This window comes from Pseudomonas trivialis, from assembly GCF_036864995.1.
Taxonomy (GTDB): Bacteria; Pseudomonadota; Gammaproteobacteria; order Pseudomonadales; family Pseudomonadaceae; genus Aquipseudomonas; species Aquipseudomonas trivialis.
Genome location: NZ_CP142151.1, coordinates 948473 through 972073 on the forward strand (window position 1 = coordinate 948473; position 23601 = coordinate 972073).

25 protein-coding genes and 1 riboswitch are annotated in these 23601 nt (G+C 61.2%); of the genes, 16 read left to right on the forward strand and 9 right to left on the reverse strand.

Annotated features, from left to right (window positions below; all coding sequences use genetic code 11):
- Positions 1-289: 289 nt before the first annotated feature.
- The 3 genes from hisG to hisC all read left to right on the forward strand — a co-directional run bounded on the left by hisG (position 290) and on the right by hisC (position 3428).
- The gene (gene hisG / locus VRB54_RS04100) at positions 290-925 is read left to right on the forward strand and encodes an ATP phosphoribosyltransferase (RefSeq protein ID WP_003188599.1); all 636 of its coding nucleotides are present in this window, start codon (positions 290-292) and stop codon (positions 923-925) included.
- A gap of 127 nt (positions 926-1052) precedes the next feature.
- On the forward strand, positions 1053-2372 hold the full coding sequence (gene hisD / locus VRB54_RS04105) for a histidinol dehydrogenase (protein ID WP_057006862.1): 1320 nt from the start codon (positions 1053-1055) through the stop codon (positions 2370-2372).
- A gap of 3 nt (positions 2373-2375) precedes the next feature.
- Positions 2376-3428 (forward strand): histidinol-phosphate transaminase, encoded by a 1053-nt coding sequence (gene hisC, locus VRB54_RS04110; protein WP_338479625.1) that lies wholly within the window; start codon positions 2376-2378, stop codon positions 3426-3428.
- A 123-nt stretch (positions 3429-3551) separates the two neighbouring features.
- On the opposite strand, the gene VRB54_RS04115 is transcribed toward hisC, so the two are convergent.
- Complete coding sequence (locus tag VRB54_RS04115; protein WP_004372057.1) at positions 3552-4826, reverse strand: uracil-xanthine permease family protein; 1275 nt, start codon at positions 4824-4826, stop codon at positions 3552-3554.
- A gap of 2 nt (positions 4827-4828) precedes the next feature.
- On the reverse strand, positions 4829-5467 hold the full coding sequence (upp, locus tag VRB54_RS04120; RefSeq protein WP_338479626.1) for a uracil phosphoribosyltransferase: 639 nt from the start codon (positions 5465-5467) through the stop codon (positions 4829-4831).
- A 165-nt stretch (positions 5468-5632) separates the two neighbouring features.
- Here upp and VRB54_RS04125 point away from each other — a divergent pair, with 165 nt between their 5' ends.
- The 3 genes from VRB54_RS04125 to VRB54_RS04135 all read left to right on the forward strand — a co-directional run bounded on the left by VRB54_RS04125 (position 5633) and on the right by VRB54_RS04135 (position 7014).
- A complete protein-coding gene (locus VRB54_RS04125; protein WP_057006860.1) occupies positions 5633-6190 on the forward strand; it encodes a hypoxanthine-guanine phosphoribosyltransferase in 558 nt (185 codons plus the stop codon).
- 3 nt (positions 6191-6193) lie between these two features.
- Positions 6194-6661, forward strand: coding sequence for a WbuC family cupin fold metalloprotein (locus VRB54_RS04130; protein WP_338479627.1), 468 nt, complete (start codon positions 6194-6196; stop codon positions 6659-6661).
- Positions 6662-6726: 65 nt separating this feature from the next.
- Entirely contained in the window at positions 6727-7014 is a 288-nt protein-coding gene (locus VRB54_RS04135; protein WP_338479628.1) for a PA4642 family protein, read from the forward strand.
- A gap of 54 nt (positions 7015-7068) precedes the next feature.
- Here the strand turns inward: VRB54_RS04135 and mqo are convergent, their stop codons facing one another.
- Positions 7069-8577, reverse strand: coding sequence for a malate dehydrogenase (quinone) (mqo, locus tag VRB54_RS04140; protein ID WP_338479629.1), 1509 nt, complete (start codon positions 8575-8577; stop codon positions 7069-7071).
- Positions 8578-9304: 727 nt separating this feature from the next.
- Positions 9305-9538: a hypothetical protein gene (locus VRB54_RS04145; protein ID WP_338479630.1), complete on the reverse strand. Its 234-nt coding sequence runs from the start codon at positions 9536-9538 to the stop codon at positions 9305-9307.
- A 181-nt stretch (positions 9539-9719) separates the two neighbouring features.
- Here VRB54_RS04145 and VRB54_RS04150 point away from each other — a divergent pair, with 181 nt between their 5' ends.
- Complete coding sequence (locus VRB54_RS04150) at positions 9720-10307, forward strand: YajG family lipoprotein (RefSeq protein ID WP_004372041.1); 588 nt, start codon at positions 9720-9722, stop codon at positions 10305-10307.
- Positions 10308-10366: 59 nt separating this feature from the next.
- Here VRB54_RS04150 and VRB54_RS04155 read toward each other — a convergent pair whose 3' ends face one another.
- Positions 10367-10576, reverse strand: coding sequence for a hypothetical protein (locus tag VRB54_RS04155; protein WP_209988705.1), 210 nt, complete (start codon positions 10574-10576; stop codon positions 10367-10369).
- Positions 10577-10757: 181 nt separating this feature from the next.
- Here VRB54_RS04155 and VRB54_RS04160 point away from each other — a divergent pair, with 181 nt between their 5' ends.
- Positions 10758-11015: a hypothetical protein gene (locus VRB54_RS04160; RefSeq protein WP_338479631.1), complete on the forward strand. Its 258-nt coding sequence runs from the start codon at positions 10758-10760 to the stop codon at positions 11013-11015.
- Between the two features lie 30 nt (positions 11016-11045).
- On the opposite strand, the gene VRB54_RS04165 is transcribed toward VRB54_RS04160, so the two are convergent.
- Complete coding sequence (locus tag VRB54_RS04165; protein ID WP_338479632.1) at positions 11046-12209, reverse strand: 1-acyl-sn-glycerol-3-phosphate acyltransferase; 1164 nt, start codon at positions 12207-12209, stop codon at positions 11046-11048.
- Positions 12210-12342: 133 nt separating this feature from the next.
- Between VRB54_RS04165 and VRB54_RS04170 the strand changes: the two genes are divergently transcribed.
- The 4 genes from VRB54_RS04170 to VRB54_RS04185 all read left to right on the forward strand — a co-directional run bounded on the left by VRB54_RS04170 (position 12343) and on the right by VRB54_RS04185 (position 14399).
- On the forward strand, positions 12343-12525 hold the full coding sequence (locus VRB54_RS04170) for a CPXCG motif-containing cysteine-rich protein (RefSeq protein ID WP_082638344.1): 183 nt from the start codon (positions 12343-12345) through the stop codon (positions 12523-12525).
- Between the two features lie 11 nt (positions 12526-12536).
- A complete protein-coding gene (locus tag VRB54_RS04175) occupies positions 12537-12797 on the forward strand; it encodes a putative signal transducing protein (RefSeq protein ID WP_338479633.1) in 261 nt (86 codons plus the stop codon).
- 37 nt (positions 12798-12834) lie between these two features.
- On the forward strand, positions 12835-13455 hold the full coding sequence (locus VRB54_RS04180; RefSeq protein WP_338479634.1) for an SOS response-associated peptidase: 621 nt from the start codon (positions 12835-12837) through the stop codon (positions 13453-13455).
- Between the two features lie 125 nt (positions 13456-13580).
- Complete coding sequence (locus VRB54_RS04185; protein ID WP_004372028.1) at positions 13581-14399, forward strand: M48 family metallopeptidase; 819 nt, start codon at positions 13581-13583, stop codon at positions 14397-14399.
- A 121-nt stretch (positions 14400-14520) separates the two neighbouring features.
- Here the strand turns inward: VRB54_RS04185 and VRB54_RS04190 are convergent, their stop codons facing one another.
- The 3 genes from VRB54_RS04190 to VRB54_RS04200 all read right to left on the reverse strand — a co-directional run bounded on the left by VRB54_RS04190 (position 14521) and on the right by VRB54_RS04200 (position 17355).
- Positions 14521-15105 (reverse strand): TMEM165/GDT1 family protein, encoded by a 585-nt coding sequence (locus VRB54_RS04190; protein ID WP_004372026.1) that lies wholly within the window; start codon positions 15103-15105, stop codon positions 14521-14523.
- A 19-nt stretch (positions 15106-15124) separates the two neighbouring features.
- Positions 15125-15312: riboswitch (yybP-ykoY riboswitch) on the reverse strand.
- A gap of 50 nt (positions 15313-15362) precedes the next feature.
- Positions 15363-16361 carry a class I SAM-dependent methyltransferase gene (locus tag VRB54_RS04195; RefSeq protein ID WP_338479635.1) on the reverse strand — a complete coding sequence of 333 codons (999 nt, stop codon included), beginning with the start codon at positions 16359-16361 and terminating at the stop codon, positions 15363-15365.
- A 31-nt stretch (positions 16362-16392) separates the two neighbouring features.
- On the reverse strand, positions 16393-17355 hold the full coding sequence (locus VRB54_RS04200) for a 2-hydroxyacid dehydrogenase (RefSeq protein ID WP_338479636.1): 963 nt from the start codon (positions 17353-17355) through the stop codon (positions 16393-16395).
- 88 nt (positions 17356-17443) lie between these two features.
- Between VRB54_RS04200 and VRB54_RS04205 the strand changes: the two genes are divergently transcribed.
- The 4 genes from VRB54_RS04205 to VRB54_RS04220 all read left to right on the forward strand — a co-directional run bounded on the left by VRB54_RS04205 (position 17444) and on the right by VRB54_RS04220 (position 23504).
- On the forward strand, positions 17444-18076 hold the full coding sequence (locus tag VRB54_RS04205) for a LysE family translocator (RefSeq protein WP_338479637.1): 633 nt from the start codon (positions 17444-17446) through the stop codon (positions 18074-18076).
- A 145-nt stretch (positions 18077-18221) separates the two neighbouring features.
- Positions 18222-19904 (forward strand): fatty acid--CoA ligase, encoded by a 1683-nt coding sequence (locus tag VRB54_RS04210; protein ID WP_338479638.1) that lies wholly within the window; start codon positions 18222-18224, stop codon positions 19902-19904.
- Between the two features lie 331 nt (positions 19905-20235).
- Positions 20236-22095, forward strand: coding sequence for a DUF1302 domain-containing protein (locus VRB54_RS04215; RefSeq protein ID WP_338479639.1), 1860 nt, complete (start codon positions 20236-20238; stop codon positions 22093-22095).
- A gap of 44 nt (positions 22096-22139) precedes the next feature.
- Positions 22140-23504 (forward strand): DUF1329 domain-containing protein, encoded by a 1365-nt coding sequence (locus VRB54_RS04220; RefSeq protein WP_338479640.1) that lies wholly within the window; start codon positions 22140-22142, stop codon positions 23502-23504.
- Positions 23505-23601 lie beyond the last annotated feature (97 nt).

Here is a 23601-nt window from a genome sequence, read left to right on the forward strand (position 1 = left end):
ATTAAACACCGTCACTGCTCCGGCGAGCCGGTTTATGTGGCTAGCGAACTTGTGTGGCGAGCGGGCTTTTGTGGCGAGCGGGCTTGCCCCGCGTTGGACTGCGCAGCAGTCCCATTTTTGGGATCGCTGCGCGACCTAACGGGGCAAGCCCGCTCGCCACAGTTAGATGCTTGCCGCTAAGTGACCGCTGTGCTGAATTTGTTTCAAATCGAGGCTGTCATGGCCTCGATCTGTGTCTGGCGCCGTTTGCGACCAGACCGCAATTGCCTGATGAAGGACTGACGTTCCCATGTTGACCATCGCATTGTCCAAGGGCCGCATCCTTGACGACACGTTGCCCCTGCTGGCTGAAGCGGGCATCGTGCCGACCGAGAATCCGGACAAGAGCCGCAAGCTGATCATCCCCACGACCCAGGACGACGTGCGCCTGTTGATCGTGCGGGCTACCGATGTGCCGACCTACGTCGAGCATGGCGCGGCCGACCTCGGCGTCGCCGGCAAGGACGTGCTGATGGAATACGGCGGCCAGGGCCTGTACGAGCCGCTGGACCTGCGTATTGCCCTGTGCAAGCTAATGACCGCCGGCCGTGTCGGTGATGTCGAGCCTAAAGGCCGCCTGCGGGTGGCCACCAAGTTCGTCAACGTTGCCAAGCGCTACTACGCAGAACAAGGCCGCCAGGTCGATATCATCAAGCTCTATGGCTCGATGGAGCTGGCGCCGCTGATCGGCCTGGCTGACAAGATCATCGACGTGGTCGACACCGGCAACACGCTGCGTGCCAACGGGCTTGAACCCCAGGATTTCATTGCCGACATCAGCTCCCGGCTGATCGTCAACAAAGCATCGATGAAGATGCAGCATGCCCGTATCCAGGCGTTGATCGACACCCTGCGCAAGGCAGTGGAGTCGCGACACCGCGGTTGACTCACCCGCGCGGCCTTAGGCCGCGCCCGTCTATCCGCCTCATAGCCAGAATTCTCAGGTGCCCAAGCGGATCGACTGCTAACGTTCGGCGCCTGAGCATTTTTGCCAATCCTATGAGGCCCTCGCTATGACCACGTCCACTGCAATTGCCCGACTCAACGCTGCCGACCCGGATTTCGCCCATCATCTGGATCATCTGCTGAGCTGGGAAAGCGTGTCCGACGACTCGGTCAACGGGCGAGTGCTCGACATCATCAAGGCCGTGCGCGAGCGCGGTGATGCGGCGCTGGTGGACTTCACCCGCCAGTTCGACGGCCTGGACGTCAAATCCATGGCCGACCTGATCCTGCCGCGCGAGCGCCTGGAGCTGGCGCTCACGCGCATCACCGGCCCGCAGCGCGAAGCCCTGGAAGTGGCGGCAGCGCGGGTGCGCAGCTATCACGAAAAGCAGAAACAGGATTCCTGGAGCTACACCGAGGCCGACGGTACCGTGCTTGGTCAGAAGGTCACGCCACTGGACCGTGCGGGTCTGTACGTGCCGGGCGGTAAAGCCTCGTACCCCTCGTCGGTATTGATGAACGCGATTCCGGCCAAGGTGGCGGGCGTGACCGAGGTGGTCATGGTGGTGCCGACTCCGCGCGGCGAAATCAACGAGCTGGTGCTGGCGGCGGCCTGCATCGCCGGCGTTGACCGCGTATTCACCATCGGCGGCGCCCAGGCGGTTGCGGCCCTGGCCTACGGCACCGAGAGCGTGCCGAAGGTCGACAAGGTGGTCGGCCCCGGCAACATTTATGTGGCCACCGCCAAGCGCCATGTGTTCGGCCAGGTTGGTATCGACATGATTGCCGGCCCCTCGGAAATTCTGGTGGTGTGCGACGGCCAGACCGACCCGGACTGGATCGCCATGGACCTGTTCTCCCAGGCCGAGCACGACGAAGACGCCCAGGCGATCCTGGTCTGCCCGGACGCCGAGTTCCTCGACAAGGTCGCCGCCAGCATCGACAAGCTGTTGCCGACCATGGACCGCGCCGAGATCATCGAGAAGTCGATCAATGGTCGCGGCGCACTGATCCTGGTGCGCGACATGGAGCAAGCCATCGAAGTGGCCAACCGCATCGCGCCGGAACACCTGGAGCTGTCCGTGGCCGATCCGCAAGCCTGGCTGCCGTCGATTCGCCACGCCGGTGCGATCTTCATGGGCCGCCACACCAGCGAAGCGCTGGGCGACTACTGCGCAGGTCCCAACCACGTGCTGCCCACCTCCGGCACGGCGCGCTTCTCGTCGCCACTGGGGGTGTATGACTTCCAGAAGCGTTCGTCGATCATCTTCTGCTCGCCACAAGGCGCCTCCGAACTGGGCAAGACCGCCTCGGTGCTGGCCCGTGGTGAATCCCTGAGCGCCCACGCGCGCAGCGCCGAATACCGCATCCTTGAAGAGGGGAAATGACACATGAGCAAATTCTGGAGCCCCTTCGTCAAGGACCTGGTGCCTTACGTGCCCGGCGAGCAGCCCAAGCTGACCAAACTGGTCAAGCTCAACACCAATGAAAACCCCTACGGCCCATCGCCGAAAGCGCTGGCGGCGATGCAGGCCGAGTTGAACGACAACCTGCGCCTGTACCCGGACCCCAACAGCGACCTGCTCAAGCAGGCAGTGGCCACGTATTACGGGATCGATGCTGGCAAGGTATTCCTAGGAAACGGCTCCGACGAGGTACTGGCGCACATCTTTCACGGCCTGTTCCAGCACGATCTGCCGCTGCTGTTCCCGGATATCAGCTACAGCTTCTATCCGGTTTACTGCGGTCTCTACGGCATCACGTCTGAACCGGTGCCGCTGGACGAACAGTTCCAGATTCGCGCGGCGGACTACGCCAGGCCCAACGGCGGGATCATCTTCCCCAACCCGAACGCCCCGACCGGCTGCGTGCTGGCGCTGGACGCCGTGGAACAGATCCTCAAGGCCAACCCCGACTCGGTGGTAGTGGTCGATGAAGCCTATATCGATTTTGGCGGTGACACTGCCATCAGTCTGGTGGATCGTTACCCGAACCTGCTGGTGACCCAGACCCTGTCCAAATCGCGCTCACTGGCCGGTTTGCGCGTGGGCCTTGCCGTGGGCCACCCTGATTTGATCGAAGCGCTGGAGCGGGTCAAGAACAGCTTCAACTCCTACCCGCTGGATCGCCTGGCGATTGCCGGCGCGGCGGCGGCGTTCGAGGACCGCGAGTACTTCGCCAACACCTGTCGGCGGGTGATCGACAGCCGTGAGACGCTGGTGGCGCAACTGGAAGGGAAGGGCTTTGAAGTACTGCCGTCGGCGGCCAACTTCATCTTCGCCCGTCACCCAAAGCATGACGCTGCTGGTTTGGCTGCGAAGCTGCGTGAGCAAGGGGTGATCGTGCGGCACTTCAAGCAGGCGCGGATTGCCCAGTTCCTGCGGATCAGCATCGGTACGCCTGAGCAGAACCAGGCGCTGATCGATGGGCTGGGCGAGCTCTGACAGACGCTGCAATACAATGTGGGAGGGGCTTGCTCCCGATGGCGGTGGTCCAGTCAAGTATGCATCGACTGACACTCCGCTATCGGGAGCAAGCCCCTCCCACATTTGGTTTTGCGGTGTTAATTAGAGCAGCGGCTCATCCGGCTTCTTGTGCTTCCAGCCATCATTGCCCGGCAGCAGCAAGTTCAAACCAATCGCCACCACCGCACACAGGGCGATGCCCTTGAGGCCGAAGTCATCCGGGCCGGTGCCGGTGCCAACCAGCACGCCGCCAATGCCGAACACCAGGGTCACCGACACAATCACCAGATTACGCGCCTCGCCCAGGTCGATCCGATGGCGGATCAGCGTGTTCATGCCCACGGCGGCAATCGAGCCGAACAGCAGGCACAGGATCCCGCCCATCACCGGCACTGGAATGCTCTGCAGCAGTGCGCCGAACTTGCCGATAAACGCCAGGCTGATGGCGAACACCGCCGCCCAGGTCATGATCTTCGGGTTGTAATTTTTGGTCAGCATCACCGCGCCGGTCACTTCGGCGTAGGTGGTGTTCGGCGGGCCGCCAAACAGACCGGCGGCCGTGGTGGCGATGCCGTCACCCAGCAGGGTGCGATGCAGGCCCGGCTTCTTCAGGTAGTCGCGACCGGTCACGCTGCCCACCGCAATCACACCGCCAATATGCTCGATCGCCGGGGCCAGGGCCACCGGGACGATAAACAGGATCGCCTGCCAGTTGAACTCCGGCGCGGTGAAGTGGGGTAAGGCGAACCAGGGCGCGGCGGCGATTTTGGCCGTGTCGACCACGCCGAAATAGAACGCCATGGCAAAGCCCACGAGTACGCCGGAAATGATCGGCACCAGGCGGAAGATGCCCTTGCCGAACACTGCAACGATCAACGTAGTCAGCAGCGCCGGCATCGAGATCATCATCGCCGTCTGGTAATGAATCAGCTCGGCACCGTCGCCGGACTTGCCCATCGCCATGTTCGCTGCAATCGGCGCCATGGCCAGGCCGATGGAGATGATCACCGGGCCAATCACCACCGGCGGCAGCAGGCGGTCGATAAACCCGGTGCCTTTGATCTTCACCGCGAGGCCGAGGAAGGTATACACGAAACCGGCCGCCATCACCCCGCCCATGGTCGCCGCGAGGCCGAACTGGCCCTTGGCGAGAATGATCGGCGTGATAAACGCAAAACTCGATGCCAGGAACACCGGCACCTGTCGCCCCGTGACCACCTGGAACAACAGCGTGCCCAAGCCAGCGGTGAACAGCGCAACGTTTGGATCGAGGCCGGTGATCAGTGGCATCAACACCAGCGCGCCAAATGCCACGAAGAGCATCTGTGCGCCGGACAGGATCTGGCGCCAAAGCGGGTCGTTGAATTCATCCTGCATGGTCACGCGTCCTTCTGCTTGGTGCCGAAGATCTTGTCACCGGCATCGCCCAGGCCCGGGATGATGTAGCCGTGTTCATTCAGGCGCTCGTCGATGGAAGCGGTGTAGATCTGCACGTCCGGGTGCGCTTTCTCGACGGCGGCGATGCCTTCGGGCGCGGCAACCAGCACCATGGCGCGAATGTCCTTGCAGCCGGCCTTTTTCAACAGGTCGATGGTGGCAACCATGGAGCTGCCGGTAGCGAGCATCGGGTCGATGATCATCGCCAGGCGCTCGTTGATTTCCGGCACCAGTTTTTCCAGGTAGGTGTGGGCCTGCAGGGTTTCTTCATTGCGGGCCACGCCCACGGCGCTGACCTTGGCGCCCGGGATCAGGCTTAGCACGCCTTCGAGCATGCCGATACCGGCGCGCAGGATCGGCACCACAGTGATCTTTTTACCGGCGATTTTCTCCACTTGGACGGGACCGGCCCAACCGGGGATCTCGTAGGATTCCAGGGGCAAATCCTTGGTGGCTTCGTAAGTGAGCAACGCTCCGACTTCCTGAGCAAGCTCACGGAAGTTCTTCGTGCTGATGTCGGCGCGGCGCATAAGGCCGAGCTTGTGCTGGATCAGCGGATGGCGGATCTCGCGAGTGGGCATGGGAAAGGCTCCGGCGGCGGGCAAAAAAACCGGCCTAGATTAATCTATCCGAGGATGATGTCCTATAGACAATCAAGTACGTTAGTCCATAAAGGCTTGAACGTTGCCGCTCACATGCGTACCTTTGCCCGCTTTTCTTGCCACAGCACCCCCTTGGAGAGCGCCATGTCCGCTGATCTCGAGCATATCCGTCAAATCATGCGCGAGGCTGACTGCCTGTACAGCGAAGCGCAAGTCGAAGAGGCGATCGCCAGGGTTGGCGCGCATATCAGCCGCGAACTGGCCGACAGCAACCCGGTGGTGTTCTGCGTGATGAACGGTGGCCTGATCTTCGCTGGCAAACTGCTCACCCACCTGCAGTTCCCGCTGGAGGCGTCCTACCTGCACGCCACCCGCTATCGCAATGAAACCAGCGGCGGCGACCTGTTCTGGAAGGCCAAGCCGGAAGTTTCGTTCATCGACCGCGACGTGCTGATCATCGACGACATCCTTGATGAAGGTCACACCCTGGGCGCAATTATCGACTTCTGCAAACACGCCGGTGCGCGTAAAGTGCACACCGCCGTGCTGATCGACAAAGACCACGACCGCAAGGCACGCCCGGACCTGAAAGCCGATTACGTCGGCCTGCCCTGCATCGACCGCTACATCTTCGGTTACGGCATGGACTACAAGGGTTACTGGCGCAACGCTAATGGCATCTACGCCGTCAAAGGGATGTAAGTCATGACCCGCTTTCTTGATCAGACACTGTTTACCGAATTGGCCGAGAAAGCGGACGCCAGTGCCCGTGGCCGGCATCATTACAACTTTCATCAGATGGAAGAGCCGTGCCACCGATTGGCCGTGGGCCTGCAGCCCAGCACCTACGTGCCACCCCATCGGCACTTGAGCGCGGACAAGGCGGAAACTTTGCTGGTGCTCAAGGGGCGCCTGGGTTTGCTGGTTTTCAACGACACCGGTGAGGTGATCGACAAGCGCGTGATACAGGCTGGCGGTGATTGCCTGGGTGTTGATTTGCCACCGGGCGTGTTCCACAGTCTGGTGGTGATGGAACCTGACACGGTGCTGTTCGAATGCAAGGCAGGCCCTTATCGCGCCTTGGGTGAGGGTGAACTGCCCGGTTGGGCGCCGCGTGAAGGCGATGCTGAAGTAGCTGCTTATAAAGACTGGATGCTGGCCCAGTTCGACTAGGCGCGTCATGGCTTCCAAAGGTAGACTTCAAACTCCGTGAAAATGTCTGCAGGCTGGAGCCGGTAATGCGTAAAGATAAGAAACAGGTGATTGGTGACGAGATCGGCGACGACCAGATCAAGTTGTTCCTGGACTTCGAACCGGTTGATGCGACTTCACCGTCTCTGCACAAGCTGATCAAGGCCTACCGTGGCCTGCGTATCGATGACTTCGAACGCTTCCTCGGCTTTTTCAAGGAGGCTGACCTGGATCTGGATGGCAAGGACGAGCATGGGCAGACCTTCGTCGACTTGATCAAGGACCAGCGCCACGCGCCCGAGTACATCGAGCTGATTGAAAAAGCCCGCGGCTGATTATTCAGGCCACAAAAAAACGCCCCGAGGGGCGTTTTTTATTGCACTCAAACCTCAAGCGTAGCTTTCAGCCTCGTCGCCTTGTTCAACCAGCTCCAGGCTGATGTTGTTCTGCGTATTGATCCTGCGATACAGCTCGGCATCGGTTTCCAGCACTTTCTCACGTGCGGGGAAGATCTCGTGCAGCTTGGCCGCCCATTCGCCGGCAGCTTTTTCCGGGAAGCAACGCTCAATCAGTTCCAGCATGATCGAAACAGTCACTGAAGCCCCCGGAGACGCACCCAGCAGTGCCGCCAGCGAGCCGTCTTTGGCTGCGACCAGCTCGGTGCCAAATTGCAGCACGCCGCCTTTCTTCGGGTCTTTCTTGATGATCTGCACCCGTTGACCGGCCACTTCCAGGCGCCAGTCTTCAGCTTTGGCTTCTGGATAGAAGCGGCGCAGGGATTCCAGGCGCTGTTCCATGGACTGGCGCACTTCGCTGACCAGGTACCTGGTCAGGTCCATGTTGTCGCGCGCCACGGCCAGCATGGGGCCGATGTTGCCGGCGCGAATCGACATCGGCAGGTCGAGGAATGAACCGTACTTGAGGAACTTGGTGGTAAAGCCGGCGTATGGCCCGAACAGCAGGGATTTCTTGCCATCCACCACCCGGGTGTCCAGATGCGGCACGGACATCGGTGGCGAGCCCACCGCCGCCTGGCTGTAGACCTTGGCCTGGTGATGCTTGACCACGTCCGGGTTGTCGCAACGCAGCCACTGGCCGCTGACCGGGAAACCGCCGAAGCCTTTGCTTTCCTCAATGCCCGACGCTTGCAGCAGCGGCAGGGCCGCGCCACCGGCGCCAAGAAACACGAACCTGGCGTCGACTTCGCGGCTTTCGCCGTTGTTGACGTCCTTGATGCTCACGGTCCAGCCGGCACCGTTGCGCTTGAGGCCGGTGACACGCTTGCAGTACTTGACCTGGGCCTCTGGCGTGCTGGTGAGGTGACCGAGCAACTGGTTAGTCAGGGCGCCGAAATTGACGTCGGTGCCGTTCATCACGCGGGTGGCCGCGATTTTTTCATCAAGCGGGCGGCCGGGCATCATCAGCGGCATCCACTCGGCCATTTCGCCACGGTCTTCGGTGTAATGCATATCCGAAAACGCGTGGTGCTGCACGAGGGTGTCAAAGCGCTTCCTGAGAAACGACACGCCGCTTTCACCCTGCACGAAGCTCAGGTGCGGCACCGGGCTGATAAAGGATCTGGCCGAGCCAAAGGTGCCCTTTTTGGTCAGGTACGCCCAGAACTGCTTCGATACCTCGAACTGGGTGTTGATATGCACGGCTTTCTTGATGTCGATGGAGCCATCGGCAGCCTGCGGCGTGTAGTTCAGCTCACACAGGCCGGCGTGGCCGGTACCGGCGTTGTTCCACGGGTTGGAACTCTCCGCGGCACCCGAGTCCATCAGCTCAACGACTTCCAGCTTGAGGCCGGGGTCGAGCTCTTTGAGCAGCACGGCCAGGGTGGCACTCATGATGCCAGCCCCTACCAGTACTACGTCGACTGCTTCGTTATGCGCCATTTAACGCGTCTCCAAAATCTGCAGCACCAAATTGACGGCATGGCTGCCAGGAGTGACGGGGCGGTTCACGTGTTGCCCCAGGTTACCCATGGCCAGGATCGCCATGTCCGTTTCGCAATTCCTTGCAACTTCCAGCGCACGCTTGCTGCCGGGCTGATCTGCCTATGAACGCATTCATGGGCGCCTGTGGCAATTCGACTTATGGTCAAAGCGTGCGATTCGTGCAATCAATCCGTCGCGGACAGGCTTAAGCTCCGGTTGTTGAGGCGCACTCGGTCCTGTTGGGTTGGGCTGTTCCAGACGCTGATGGTGCTTGTACAAACGCCAAACTATTCATTTGCTCGCCACACTCTTGTGAAGTTGTGAAAACCCGTTTTTTCACGCTCTTTTGAAGACGTGAACCTCAAAAAAGGGCTGCCTCAGCCTGGCACCTGGCCCGAAACACCTTTGCCGACACGCGGCAAAACGGGCAAACAACTCAAGTGGCCGAGCGCAATGGCAGCTCTGGCAGATGCGGTAAAGGCGGGTGGTTTGCAAGGAAAACAGCAAGCGCGCCAGCTTCACTCGATCTGTGTGGGCGGCTCTCTGTGGGCGATTCTTGGGTTAATACCGAGGCATTAACGGTGCTGCGAGGCCCGATCAGGAGACGTCCTTATAATCGGGGGGAGATTGTAGCGAAGAACGCCGCAGAAATGGGCGTGTTTTATGACTTTTATTAGGCTTGTGGTCAGGAGGCCAACGCCTGGCGCGAATGTGCATGCGCGACCTGCGGCCGAACCCGAGCGCTGGCGGGCAGTGGACGGTGCATCCAGCACAGGCGTGTCTCGGTGACTTCCACCCAGCCCTCGCCGACAGGTGGCAGGCTGCATTGCTTGAAGGCCAGGCAATGGCCCCTGGCGTCGAGCAGCGCGAACTGGCGATGCCGGGTGTGTGACATGAACAACGATTTGAGCAGGCGCATGGCGTGTACCGGTTGTGTTACATGCTTGAAGGTTGCCAGTCTGCCATGACACTGGAATGACGAATTTATGCGAAATTGTAATTTCGCCGTGGCTTCAGCTGCCGTTCAGGATCGCTGGTGAGTGGCGCGCGTGCACCGTTATACTGGCGGCCTGTTTGCATCTAGTCCTGGAGAAATGAGTATGTTGCAACGCCTGTTGTTCGGTTTGATCACTGTGACCAGTTTGACCCTGGTTGGCTGCGCCAACAGCCCGCAACAACTCAGCCCGCAACCCAAGATCACCACGCAGCTGGCGCCGGTAGGGCATGGTCAGCCGGTGTCGGTGCGTGTGGTGGACGGTCGTCCATCGCCAACCCTGGGCTCGCGCGGCGGGCTGTACCCGGAGACTGCATTGATTTCGGTGAATGGCCAGGACGTGCTGCCCAAGCTGCAGGCCCAGGCTGAAGCCGCCGTGCGCCTGCTGGGGTTCACGCCGACCACTTCGCCTGGCGCCCCCCAACTGACCGTTACCCTGGCCGAACTGAAATACCAGTCGCCCAAAGAAGGCCTGTACGTGACTGAAGCCTCCATCGGTGCCACGTTCAAGTCCGATGTCAGCGCCGGTACCCGTCGCTACAGCGGCCGTTATGCGGCGTCGCTCAACCAGCGCTTCGGCATGTCGCCGAACCAGGAAACCAACACCAAGCTGGTCAGCGACGTGCTCAGCGACGCGCTGACCCGTCTGTTCAAGGACCCAAGCATCGGCCAGTTGCTCAGCTCGCAGCAGTAAGCCGTCAACAAAAAACCGGGCTCATCGCTGAGCCCGGTTTTTTTTCGCCCGGCGTTTCTTCACGCGGCGCTGTCGACGTGAAAGTCCAGCATGCTCACGCCCGTGAGCAGATCCATCTCCGGCCAGTCCGCATGTTGATGCCCGCCCAGGGCGCAATACACCAGCCAGTGGCGGTCCTGAACGTTGAACGCCAGGCTGCCGATCAGCGCTTCCTGTTCATCACTTTGGGCGACCAGATACAACCGGTCCTGGTTCTGCGCATGCAACATGACAAGCTCCCGGGCGTTCGAAGGGCAACAGAATGGCTTGTTAAGGTGACGTTCAGGTGACGCTGTAAATTACTCGATACATTAATCGCAAGTGGACGGGATCGTTACAGGCGCAGGGCGCCACTACCGTTCAGGTGGGTATCCGAATGGATATCAGAGTATGGGTTCACCGAGGTTTGCGATGGCGCTGCCCGCACTGTTGATCAATGTCATGGCTCTATTGCTGGCCGGCCTCGCGGCGGCGCTGCTGTTCATAGCGCGCTTTTGCGAGCAGCGCGCAATGGCCGATCTTACCGCCCAGAGCGAAGAGCGCGCGATCGACCAGCCCATGCTGTTTCTGGATGTGCGCATCGAGCGGGCGCATCGCCTGGCTTACCGCATGGGGTTTGCAGGTCTCGGGCTGGCGCTGATCCTGTCCTGGCTCAGCACTCATTTTTAAGATCACTGCAGAACCCCTGTATGAGGGGGCTTACAGAGGGATTCCGGCCTTGACGCGGTACTGGTTGCGCACAGGCGTTGCGTACTGCGTCACGAGGTAAGGCCGGTGTTCCGTTGGGCACTCATTCAAACGCCTTTCCCATTCCATCTTCGCCTTGGCCAGCTCATCAGCCGGGAAGACTTCAGCCGCGGTCGGCACCTGCAACTGCGGGTCTGCATCGGCCCACTGCGCATACGCCAGGTAATGCACCGGGAACAACCGATAACCGCCGAGAATCTGCCGGTCCATTTCCACGGCCAGCAGCTTGGTGTCCTCGAAGCGCTCGGTGATCGGCGGTGCGAAGTTGATGTGCACGCGGCCCTTGTAGCCGGTGATGCCCAGCGCGATGCTCACATCGTCCTCGCCCGGCGCCTTGCTGTAGGTGCCGGTGGTGGCGCGGATGTACAGCTCGCGCGCCTTCGCGGTATCGCAGGGGTCGTACTCGTAGCTGATGGACACCGGAGTCAGGTTCAACGACTGGATGACCTCGGCAAACGGCTCATCCTTGCGGCTCACGTGGAACATCTTGAGGATCGCCGATTCGGTGCGATCATCGCCGTCCTTGGCGCGGCCTTCGGCCTGGGCGATCCAGATCGACTGGCAGTCGTTGCGGATCGAATGATTGATGTAGGCCGACAGCAAATGATACGCCGCCATCTTTTCCTTTCGCCCGGTGATCGAGCGGTGCACGATGAAGCTCTTGTTCAGGCGCATCAGGTCGCTGACAAACGGCTTTTGCAGCAGGTTGTCACCGATGGCGATGCGTGGCGTCGGCAGGCCGGCGTGGTACACGGCATAGTTGACGAACGCCGGGTCCATCACGATATCGCGGTGGTTGGCCAGGAACAGGTACGCGGTGCCGGACTTGAGCTGTTCGACGCCGGTGTAGGTCACGCCGTCGGTCGCGCGGTCGATGGTGTGGTCGACGTAGTACTCGACCTTGTCCTGCAGCGTGGCCACGGTGGTGACGCCGGCGAATTCACGGCGCAGCTTGCGGGCAATCATCGGCTTGAGCAGCCAGCCCAGGGTGCCGGCGAAGCGGGGGAAGCGGAAGTGGGTCAGTATGTCCAGAAAGGCCTTGTCGCTGAACAGACGTGCCAGCACTGCCGGGACTTCGCTGTCGTTGTAAGGTCGGATGGTATCGAATTCGCCCATCATGCTCTCTTGTTGGAAACGGCTAGGGTAAGTAGAGGAAATACCAGGGTGCGGCGCGGGTAATTGGACCGGCCGATCAATAGCCCTGTAAATAGACCGGCGATTATACGCACAAGTCACCTGGGAGGCTGCGATGCTGGAAACTGAACCGTATGATTGTCCTTATTGTGGTGAGCCGGCGGAGGCGGTGCTGGATCTTTCCGGTGGCGATCAGAGCTATATCGAGGATTGCCCGGTCTGTTGCCGACCGATTAATTTCATCCTGCAAACGGATGGTCATGAATGGATGCTTGAAGTCCACGCCGAGAACGAATAGCAGGCACGCCCATGCAGCGAATCTACGAACCGGAAAACCTGATGGAAGGCGAGTTGCTGCAACAGATGCTCGCCAGCGAGGGCATCGATGCACATCTGGTGGGGCGCCATCTGCTCGGTGGCACTGGCGAGTTGCCGATTTTCGGCCTGCTGGGTCTGGAGGTCGATAACGACCAGGCTGCCTATGCCCGCCAGCTGATCACCGCCTATATCGGCGCGCAGCCCTTGCCCGGTGATGAACCCGACAGCTTCCCCGACGTGCTGGTCTGTTAGGCTGTCGGTCGGTTTACCCAAGAGTCGTGTTGCCCCCATGTGTGGACGTTATGCCCTGTTTCGCTGGAACCCTGCCTTTGTTGCCTTGCCCGGCTTCCCCGCCGACCAGCAGGCCCAGTGGAATATCTCCCCCAATGATTCGGTGCTGATCCAGCGCCTGAACGAAGGCCAGCTCACCCTGGCCCGTGCCCGCTGGGGCCTTACGCCACCCTGGCTGACCGACCTTTCCCGCACCCCGGCCCATGCCCGCGCCGAAACGGTCGCCGAGCAACCGATGTTCCGCGAAGCATTCCGCCAACGGCGCTGCCTGCTGCCGGCCAATGGTTTCTACGAATGGCGCGGTACCCAGCGCAAGCGCCCGTACTGGTTGACGCCGGGGGAGGGCTCGACGCTGTTTTTCGCGGCGATCTGGGAAGCGTACCCGGTACAGGAACAGGTATGGCTGAGCACTGCGGTGATCACCCAGGCAGCGCAAAGCCAGCGCCGGCCGCTGATCCTCGATGCTGCGGGCCAGGCAGCGTGGCTCGATCCAGAAACCCCGTTGCACGTATTGCAAGCGCTGCTGGCCAGTGAACCCGCTGCATTGCGCGAAAGGGTCTTGGCCAATATGGTCAACGATCCCAAGCTCAACGGCCCGGAGTGCCTGACCCCGGCCTGACAGGTGCTCCCGTCGGCACCCTCTGTGGGATGTATCGGAAATACAGCAGTTAAACGTCGTGTGTATCTGGCGCGGATACACACGAGGGCCTACGATACGCGCCATGTTTTCAGGGAGCGTCTCGCATGAAAAAGTCATTGGCAGTAAGTGTATTGGCGGCGGCCATGCTGCTGGCCGGGTGTCAGTCGGTCAATACCACCAGCGGCGGCGCCGTTGGGGTTGAGCGCAAGCAATACATGTTCAGCATGCTGTCGAGTCAGGAAGTCGACCAGATGTATGCCCAGTCCTACCAGCAGACGTTGGGCGAAGCCAGTGGCAAAGGCCTGGTGGACAAGACCAGTGCCAACGCCAAACGCGTGCAGGCGATTGCCAATCGGCTGATCGCCCAGGCGCCCACCTTCCGCCCGGATGCGGCGCAGTGGAAGTGGGAAGTGAACCTGATCAAGAGCGACGAGATGAACGCCAACTGCGGGCCTGGCGGCAAGATTTTCGTGTACAGCGCATTGATCGACAACCTCAAGCTCACCGATGACGAACTGGCCGCAGTGATGGGCCATGAAATTGCCCATGCCTTGCGCGAGCATGGCCGTGAAGCCATGTCCAAGGCCTATGGTATCCAGATGGCCAAGCAGGGCGCGGGTGCGATATTCGGCCTGGGCCAGGACAGCCTGGCGCTGGCCGATACCGTGGCCAACTACGGCATGACCTTGCCCAACAGCCGCAGCAATGAAAACGAAGCCGACCTGATCGGCCTGGAGCTGTCGGCCCGCGCCGGCTACAACCCGAACGCCGCGATCACGCTGTGGAACAAGATGGCCAAGGCTTCCGAAGGCGCACCGCCCGAGTTCATGAGCACTCACCCGGCCTCCGATAGCCGGATCGCCTCGCTGCAGGCGGCTATTCCGAAAGTGATGCCGCTGTACCAGCAGGCCAAAAAATCCTGATACTCCAAGGTTGATGAAAACCTAAGTGTGGGAGGGGCTTGCTCCCGATAGCAGTGGATCAGCCAAGGAATACCTGGCTGAAGCACCGCAATCGGGAGCAAGCCCCCTCCCACATTTGACGCTAGATCCACCCGCTGCTTTGCATGGCCTTGTACACCGCCACAATCGCCAGGATGAAAAACGCCGTTGCTGCCAGCCGGCGAATCAGGGTCAGCGGCAGTTTTTCCGCTGCAAAATTCCCCGCCAGCACTACCGGTACGTTAGCAATCAACATGCCCAGGGTCGTGCCAATAATCACCAGCCACAGCTCCGGGTACTGCGCCGCCAGCATCACCGTGGCGATCTGCGTCTTGTCACCGATCTCCGCGAGGAAGAACGCAATCAGCGTGGTCAGGAACGGTCCGAACTTGCGCGTCGTGCTGGCCTCGTCATCGTCAAGCTTGTCCGGCACCAGCGTCCACAAGGCCGTGGCACAGAAGCTCGCGGCGAGAATCCAGTGCAGCACCGCGTCCGAGAAGAAGCTGCCAAACCAGGCGCCCACGGCACCGGCGGCCGCATGGTTGGCCAGGGTCGCGGCGACGATGCCGGCGATGATCGGCCAGGGTTTGCGAAAGCGTGCGGCAAGGATGAGCGCGAGCAGTTGCGTCTTGTCGCCGATTTCGGCCAAGGCAACGATTGCGGTGGGGACGAGCAGAGAATCCAGCATCAGGTAGGTTCCAGGGGCGGGTCGACACGGCTATGACACGTACAGCCTCCCGCCCCGGGTAAGGTGTGCGTGTCATAGGTCTTGTCAAACCCCGGTCCGTCTGTGCGGACTCCTGGGTCGCATACGCCATGGTCTGTTGACCAAGTATGTTGACGTATGCCGGACGAGATTGAACTCGTGGGAGACTACTCCCCTAGGACGGAGCGGATTCTGCCTAGCCAGGACACATTCGGCAAGCCTTCTTTTTCAAACGCCCGTTAGGGGCGCTTGGCGCGGTAAATGCGAAAACCATTGCCCTCGGCCTTCACCGCACAGATGCCCAAATGCTCTTCGATCAGCGGCTGGTACTTCAGGAAGCTATTGGCAACCAGGCGAAGTTCGCCACCTTTTGCCAGGTGTTTTGCCGCTTTTCGCAGCAAGTTTTCGGTGGCGAAATAATCGGTGTGTACGCCGACGTGAAACGGCGGGTTGCTCAGGATCGCATTCAAACCCATCGGCGCGGCGTCGATACCGTTGCCGGTCAGCACCTCGGCTTCCAGGCCGTTGGCTGCCAGGGTGAGGCGGCTGCTGGCAGTGGCGAAGGCGTCTACATCCAGCATCGTCACGCTGTTGTGCGGGTAGCGACGCTTGACCGCAGCCCCCAGCACGCCTGCGCCGCAACCGAAGTCCAGCAGATGACCGCTCGGCAGCTTGTCCAGATGCGCCAGCAGCAACTCGGTGCCGCGATCAAGGCGCCCGTGGCTGAACACGCCCGGCAGGCTGACCACCTTCAGCGGGCCCTCGGCCAGCGGCACTTCGAACACCTGTGCCAGGCTTTCCAGTTCGACGCTCTGCGGCGCATTGACTACGGTGATTTGCCACAGCTGGCAATGCCGCGCGTTGTCCAGCTTGCGCGGTTTGCCGAATGGGGCCAGCTGCTTGGCGGCACTTTCGATACCGCCTTTTTTCTCCCCCACCAGAAACAGCTCGGCGCCGGGCAGGCGTGCGGCCACCGCATTGAGCAGGTAATCGGTGAGGTCCTTGGACTTGGGCAGGAAGATCACCGCCGCGTCGAACGCGCGCTCGGGCACATTCACACCAAACGCGCTGCGCTCCGGGAAGCGTGCGTCGAGCGCCGCCTGGTCACCGGCGTGCCAGCACCAGCCATGGGCATTGGGCAGACGACCGAGCAAGTCGTCAGGCGGCAAACCGACCAGCAGCAGGTTGCCTTGAAAAAGTTCGGGCTGGCGAAGCAGTACTTCACTGCGCGGATCCATGGTCTGCTCCTTGAAAAAGGGGCGCAGTCTATCAACTGACGACCCGCAGCGGGGCGCCACTGAAAAAGCCCCGGGCGTTTTCCGCCAGTTGGCCGACGATGCGCTGGCGCGCCTCGCGGCTGCCCCAGGCGTTATGCGGCGTGACGATCAACCGAGGAATATCGCCGGCCAGCAGCGGGTTGCCATTGACCGGCGGCTCCACGCTCAGCACATCCGTGGCGGCACCGCCCAAATGGCCGCTGCGCAACGCATCGGCCAGCGCCTGTTCATTGATCAAACCGCCGCGCGCCGTATTGACCACCAACGCGCCGCGCTTGAGCAGCGCCAGCTCGCGAGCGCCGATCATATCGCGGGTGTGCTCATTGAGCGGGCAGTGCAGCGTCAGCGCGTCGACCTGCGCCAGCAACTCATCCAGCGGCACCCGATCGGCTCGGGCAGGGCGGCCAGGAATCGCGCCCAGCAGCACGCGCATGCCAAAGGCCTCGGCCAGCCGCGCAACGGCGCCGCCCAGTTCGCCATGGCCGAGCAGGCCAAGGGTTTTGCCTTGCAGCTCGACAATCGGATGGTCCAGCAGGCAAAACTGCGTGGCCGCCTGCCATTTGCCAGCGGCCACGTCGCGCTGATAGTCCTGCAGGCGCGTGGCCAGGTTGAGCAGCAGCATCAGCGTATGTTGCGCCACCGACGGCGTGCCGTAGCCCTGGCAGTTGCTCACGGTGATGCCGTGGGCACGGGCGGCCGCAAGGTCAACGTTGTTGGTGCCGGTGGCCGATACGAGGATCAGCTTGAGCTCGGGGCAGGCGGCCAGCGTGTCGGCGTCGAGCGCGATCTTGTTGCTGATGGCGACCTGGGCACCCTGCAGGCGTTCGATCACATTCTGAGCGGTGGTCCGCTCGAACAGCTGCAGGTCGCTGAAGCAGGCCTGCAAATCGCTGAGGTCGAGGTCGCCCAGGTCGAGAGAGGGGTGATCGAGGAAGACGGCGCGGCGATTGTTCATGCTCAACTGTACCTTTTGCGACGGAGTTCGAAGGCGTAATCTGCCGAGACTATCAGATGAAATAATCCGTTACGTAATGGGAGCGAACATGTACCTCGCCGAGTTTTTGACCGTGGCCCTGATTCACCTGTTGGCGGTGGCCAGCCCTGGCCCCGACTTCGCCGTGGTGGTGCGCGAAAGCGTGACCCACGGCCGTCGCGCCGGAACCTGGACCGCGCTGGGTGTCGGCTCGGCGATTTTCGTGCACGTGGGTTACTCGTTGCTCGGCATCGGCTTGATCGTGTCCCAGTCCATCGTGCTGTTCAACGCGCTGAAATGGGCGGCGGCCGCCTATCTGTTGTACATCGGCTTCAAGGCCCTGCGCGCGCAGCCGGTCAAGCCCGTTGCCGAGGACGAGTTGCACCGTGAAGTGGGCGAGCGCACGCCGCGTGGGGCGTTTACTGCCGGGTTTGTCACCAACGGCCTGAATCCCAAGGCCACGTTGTTCTTCCTGTCGCTGTTCACCGTAGTGATCAACCCGCACACGCCGCTGGCGGTGCAGGCTGGCTATGGCGTGTACCTGGCGGTGGCGACGGGGTTATGGTTCTGCCTGGTGGCGATGCTTTTCAGCCAGCAACGCGTGCGGGCCGGGTTTGCGAAGATGGGCCACTGGTTTGATCGGACCATGGGCGCGGTGTTGATTGCCATCGGCGTGAAGCTGGCCTTTACCAGCATGAAATAAGCCGCTTGAGCGCCTCAAATACTGGCGCAAAGCTAGCATTTGCAGCGCTCTGCAAATCATTCCTTTGGCTGATTTGGTTGAAACACAAGGTCTCTACAGTGCAAGTCTTCAAGCCAAGACCTTGCAGTCATAAAAAGGGATTCGTATGTTGCAGACCCGTGTTATCCCGCCCGCCGAAGGCGCTTACCAATACCCGTTGTTGATCAAGCGCCTGTTGATGTCCGGCACTCGCTACGAAAAGACCCGGGAAATCGTCTACCGCGACAGGCTGCGCTACACCTATCCCACCTTGATCGAGCGGGTCGCGCGGCTGGCCAACGTGCTCACCGAAGCCGGGGTCAAGGCCGGTGACACCGTCGCGGTGATGGACTGGGACAGCCACCGCTACCTGGAATGCATGTTCGCCATCCCGATGATCGGCGCGGTGGTGCATACCATCAACGTGCGCCTGTCGCCGGAACAGATTCTCTACACCATGAACCATGCCGAGGACCGCTTCGTGCTGGTCAACAGCGAGTTCGTCGGGCTCTACCAGGCCATCGCCGGGCAGCTCACCACGGTGGACAAGACCCTGCTGCTCACCGACGATGACGCCCACACCGCCGAGTTGCCCAACCTGGTAGGCGAGTACGAAACCCTGCTGGCAGCCGCCAGCCCCACTTACGCCTTCGAGGATTTCGACGAGCACTCGGTCGCCACCACCTTCTACACCACCGGCACCACCGGTAACCCCAAGGGCGTGTACTTCACCCATCGCCAACTGGTGCTGCACACCATTGGCGTGGCGACCATCATGGGCAGCGTCGACAGCGTGCGCCTGCTGGGCACCAGCGACGTGTACATGCCGATCACACCGATGTTCCACGTGCATGCCTGGGGCCTGCCGTACGTGGCGACCATGCTCGGTTTGAAGCAGGTGTACCCCGGTCGCTACGACCCGGAATACCTGGTGGAGCTGTGGCGCAAGGAGCGCGTCACCTTCTCCCATTGCGTGCCGACCATTCTGCAAATGCTGCTCAACGCCAAGGCCGCCCAGAACGTGGACTTTGGCGGCTGGAAAATCGTCATTGGCGGCAGTGCGCTCAACCGCACCCTCTATGAGGCGGCCAAGGCGCGGGGTATTCAGCTGACGGCCGCCTATGGCATGTCCGAGACCGGGCCGCTGGTGTCCTGCGCCCACCTCAACGACGAGTTGATGGCCGGCAGTGAAGACGAGCGCACCACCTATCGGATCAAGGCCGGTGTACCGGGACCGCTGGTGGACGCGGCGATTGTCGACGCCGATGGCAACTTCCTGCCTGCCGATGGCGAGTCCCAGGGCGAACTGGTGCTGCGTGCGCCGTGGCTCAGCGAAGGCTATTTCAACGAGCCGCAAAAGGGCGCCGAGCTGTGGGCAGGCGGCTGGATGCACACCGGCGACGTGGCCACCCTGGATGCGTTTGGCGTGATCGATATTCGCGACCGCATCAAGGATGTGATCAAGACCGGCGGCGAGTGGGTCTCGTCCCTGGCGCTCGAGGACCTGGTCAGCCGTCACCCGGCGGTGCGCGAAGTCGCTGTGGTGGGCATTGCCGATCCGCAGTGGGGCGAGCGCCCGTTCGCGTTGCTGGTGGTGCGTGATGGCCATGAGATTGGCGCGCGCGAACTCAAGGAACACCTCAAGCCGTTCGTGGAGTTGGGTCACTTGAGCAAGTGGGCGATTCCGAGCCAGATCGCCGTTGTTACGGAAATTCCCAAGACCAGCGTCGGCAAACTCGACAAAAAACGTATCCGCGTCGACATCATCGAATGGCAGGCCAACAACAGCACGTTCCTGTCCACCCTCTGAGTGTGTTCGCCGTGCCCGTTCGGGCACGGCAATGCTCTATCTTGCGGCTTTACTTGTGATTTGCCGATTTTCAGCCATCCTTCCCGCGTCGGCCTTCGCCGACGTGGCGAAAGGACTGTGGCAGACGGGTTGGTGATGCAAATCACACTTTAGAGGGATCAAGCGGTATGCCCTGCTGGCTATAGTCACTCACAGAGTTTTTCAAGGATGTTGCACTTCAGGCCATGGGGGCCTGGTTGCCGGGCGGCATTGGAATCGTTGTATTCCGGCCGTTACATGCATCAACGAAAAAACTCACTGCCATAACAATAATGCACATGGAGTAGCGTCGATGACCTCAGTAAACCAGTTCTGGCGCCGGGCAAAACTGCCCCTGGCCGTCAGTCTCGCCTCTACGCTCGCCGGGCCTGCATTCGGCGTCAGTTTCAATATCGGTGAAATCGAAGGGAGCTTTGACTCGTCGCTGTCCGTGGGCGCCAGTTGGTCCACTGCCAAGGCCAATCGTGACCTGATCGGCGCCAACAACGGCGGCCGGGGTTTGTCCCAGACGTCCGATGATGGCCACCTGAACTTCAAGCGCGGCGAGACCTTCTCGAAGATCTTCAAGGGCATTCACGACCTGGAACTGAAATACGGCGATACCGGCGTGTTCGTGCGTGGCAAGTACTGGTATGACTTCGAGCTCAAAGACGAAAGCCGGCAATTCAAGGACATCAGCGACAACAACCGCAAAGAGGGTGCCAAGTCCTCGGGCGGGCAGATTCTCGATGCGTTCATCTACCACAACTACAGCATTGCCGATCAGCCGGGTAATGTGCGGTTCGGCAAGCAGGTGGTGAGCTGGGGTGAAAGCACCTTCATCGGCGGCGGCATCAACTCTATCAACCCGATTGACGTGTCTGCGTTCCGTCGTCCGGGCGCCGAGATCAAGGAAGGCCTGATTCCGGTCAACATGTTCTACGTGTCCCAGACGCTCACCGACAACCTGTCGGCCGAGGCGTTTTACCAGTTGGAGTGGGACCAAACCGTTACCGATAACTGCGGCACCTTCTTCTCCCAGCCTGACGTGATTTCCGACGGCTGCAGCAATAACCTGCGCGTGCTGAACAAGCGCTCGACCATTCCAGGCGCGGCATTGCCGACCCTGAATGCGCTGGGCGTGGACGTCAACGGCGAGGGCGTGCTGGTGCGCCGTGGGCCGGACCGTGATGCGCGCGACAGCGGCCAGTTCGGCATGGCCATGCACTACAACTTCGAACCGCTGGACACCGAGTTCGGCGCGTACTTCATGAACTACCACAGCCGTGCGCCGATCTTCAGTGCCCAGGGTGCGCCGGCGTCGGCGTTCACTCGACCACTGGGGCCGCTGGCGGCACTGCGTCCGCTGATCGTGGCGGGCAGTTCCAATTACTTCGTCGAATACCCGGAAGATATCCGTCTCTACGGTTTGAGCTTCTCCACCACGCTGCCTACCGGCACCGCCTGGAGCGGTGAACTGAGCTACCGTCCGAATGCCCCGGTGCAACTGAGCACCACCGACATCCTGTTTGCCGGTGTCACGCCGATTCCGGGCTTTGGCAATGCGTCCGTGCTCAAGGGCAGCCCGGGCCAGGACCTGCATGGTTACAACCGCAAGGAAGTGACGCAGTTCCAGACCACCTTCACGCACTTCTTCGACCAGGTGATGGGCGCCAGCCGCCTGACCACCGTCGGCGAAATCGGCGTGACCCATGTGGGCGGGCTGGAGAGCAAGTCCCAGGCCCGTTATGGCCGTGATCCGGTATTCGGCCCAGGCACCTTGCCGGGCGGCTTCTGCAATGCGCTCAACGCGTCCACCGCCAACGGCGCCGGTCTGCCCAATGCGGCCGGCCTGAACACCAACTGCAGCAACGACGGCTATACCACTGCCACCTCCTGGGGCTACCGCGCACGCGCCATCTGGGAATACCCGGACGTGTTCGCCGGGGTAAACCTCAAGCCGAACGTGGCCTGGTCCCATGACGTCAAGGGTTACTCCCCAGGCCCTGGCGGCAACTTTGAGGAAGGTCGCAAGGCGGTCAGCCTGGGCCTGGATGCCGAGTACCAGAACACCTACACCGCGAGTCTGGCCTACACCAACTTCTTTGGGGGCAAGTTCAGCACCGTGGATGACCGCGACTTCGTGGCCTTGAGCTTCGGCGCCAACTTCTAAGCACACTTTTCCAAGCGGCATGCATTTTCAGGAAGAACAACAACATGAAAATAAGCAAAAGTCTGTTGCACATCGGTGTGCTGGGGCTGTCGATCATGGCGAGCCACGTCATGGCGGCCGTTTCGCCGGATGAAGCCGCCAAGCTGGGCACAAGCCTGACGCCGATGGGCGCCGAAATGGCCGGCAACGCGGCCGGCACCATTCCGAAATGGTCGCCCATGCCCACCAACGCCGGTGCGGTCGATGCCCGTGGTTTCCTCGCCAACCCTTATGCCAGTGAACAACCGCAATTCACCATCACCGCGCAGAACGTCGAGCAGTACAAGGACAAGCTGGCGCCGGGGCAGTACGCGATGTTCAAGCGCTACCCTGAAACCTTCAAGATGCCGGTTTACCCGACCCATCGCGGTGCCACCGTGCCGGCTGATGTGTTCGCCGCGATCAAGAAGAATGCCACCACCACCAATCTGGTGTCCGGCGGCAACGGCCTGGAAAACTTCTCGACGGCCGTGCCGTTCCCGATCCCGAAGACCGGCGTTGAAGTGATCTGGAACCACATCACCCGCTATCGTGGCGGTAGCGTGACGCGTCTGGTCACTCAGGCGACGCCGCAAACCAACGGTTCCTACAGCCTGGTGTACTTCCGAGACCAGTTCGTGTTCCGCGACAAAATGAAGGACTTCGATCCGAAAAACCCGGGCAACGTGTTGTTCTACTTCAAGCAGCAAGTGACCGCGCCGGCGCGTCTGACCGGTGGCGTGCTGCTGGTGCACGAAACCCTGGACCAGGTGAAGGAGCCGCGTTCGGCGTGGGTGTATAACGCCGGTCAGCGCCGCGTGCGCCGGGCGCCGCAAGTGTCCTACGACGGGCCGGGCACTGCCGCCGACGGCCTGCGTACCTCCGACAACCTCGACATGTACAACGGCGCACCGGATCGCTACGACTGGAAGCTGGAAGGCAAGAAAGAAATCTACATCGCCTCCAACAGCTACAAGATCGACGACCCCAAGCTCAAGTACGCCGACATCATCAAGGCCGGCCACATCAACCAGGACCTGACGCGTTATGAACTGCGCCGTGTCTGGCACGTGGTCGCCACCTTGAAGGAAGGCCAGCGCCACATCTATGCCAAGCGTGACTTCTTCATCGACGAAGACACCTGGCAGGCGGCGGTGATCGACCATTACGATGGTCGTGGCCAACTGTGGCGTGTCGCCGAAGCTCATGCCGAGAACTACTACGACAAGCAAGTGCCGTGGTACGCCCTGGAAACCCTCTACGACCTGCAGTCCGGCCGCTACCTGGCGCTGGGCATGAAAAACGAAGAGAAGCAGGCCTATGACTTCGGCTTTACCGCCACCACCAGTGACTTCACTCCGGCAGCTCTGCGTCAGGATGGTGTTCGCTAAGCGGTAACGGTAACCCGCTGTGGGAGGGGCTTGCTCCCGATGGCGGCGGATCAGTCAACAGATGTACTGACTGATCCCCCACCATCGGAAGCAAGCC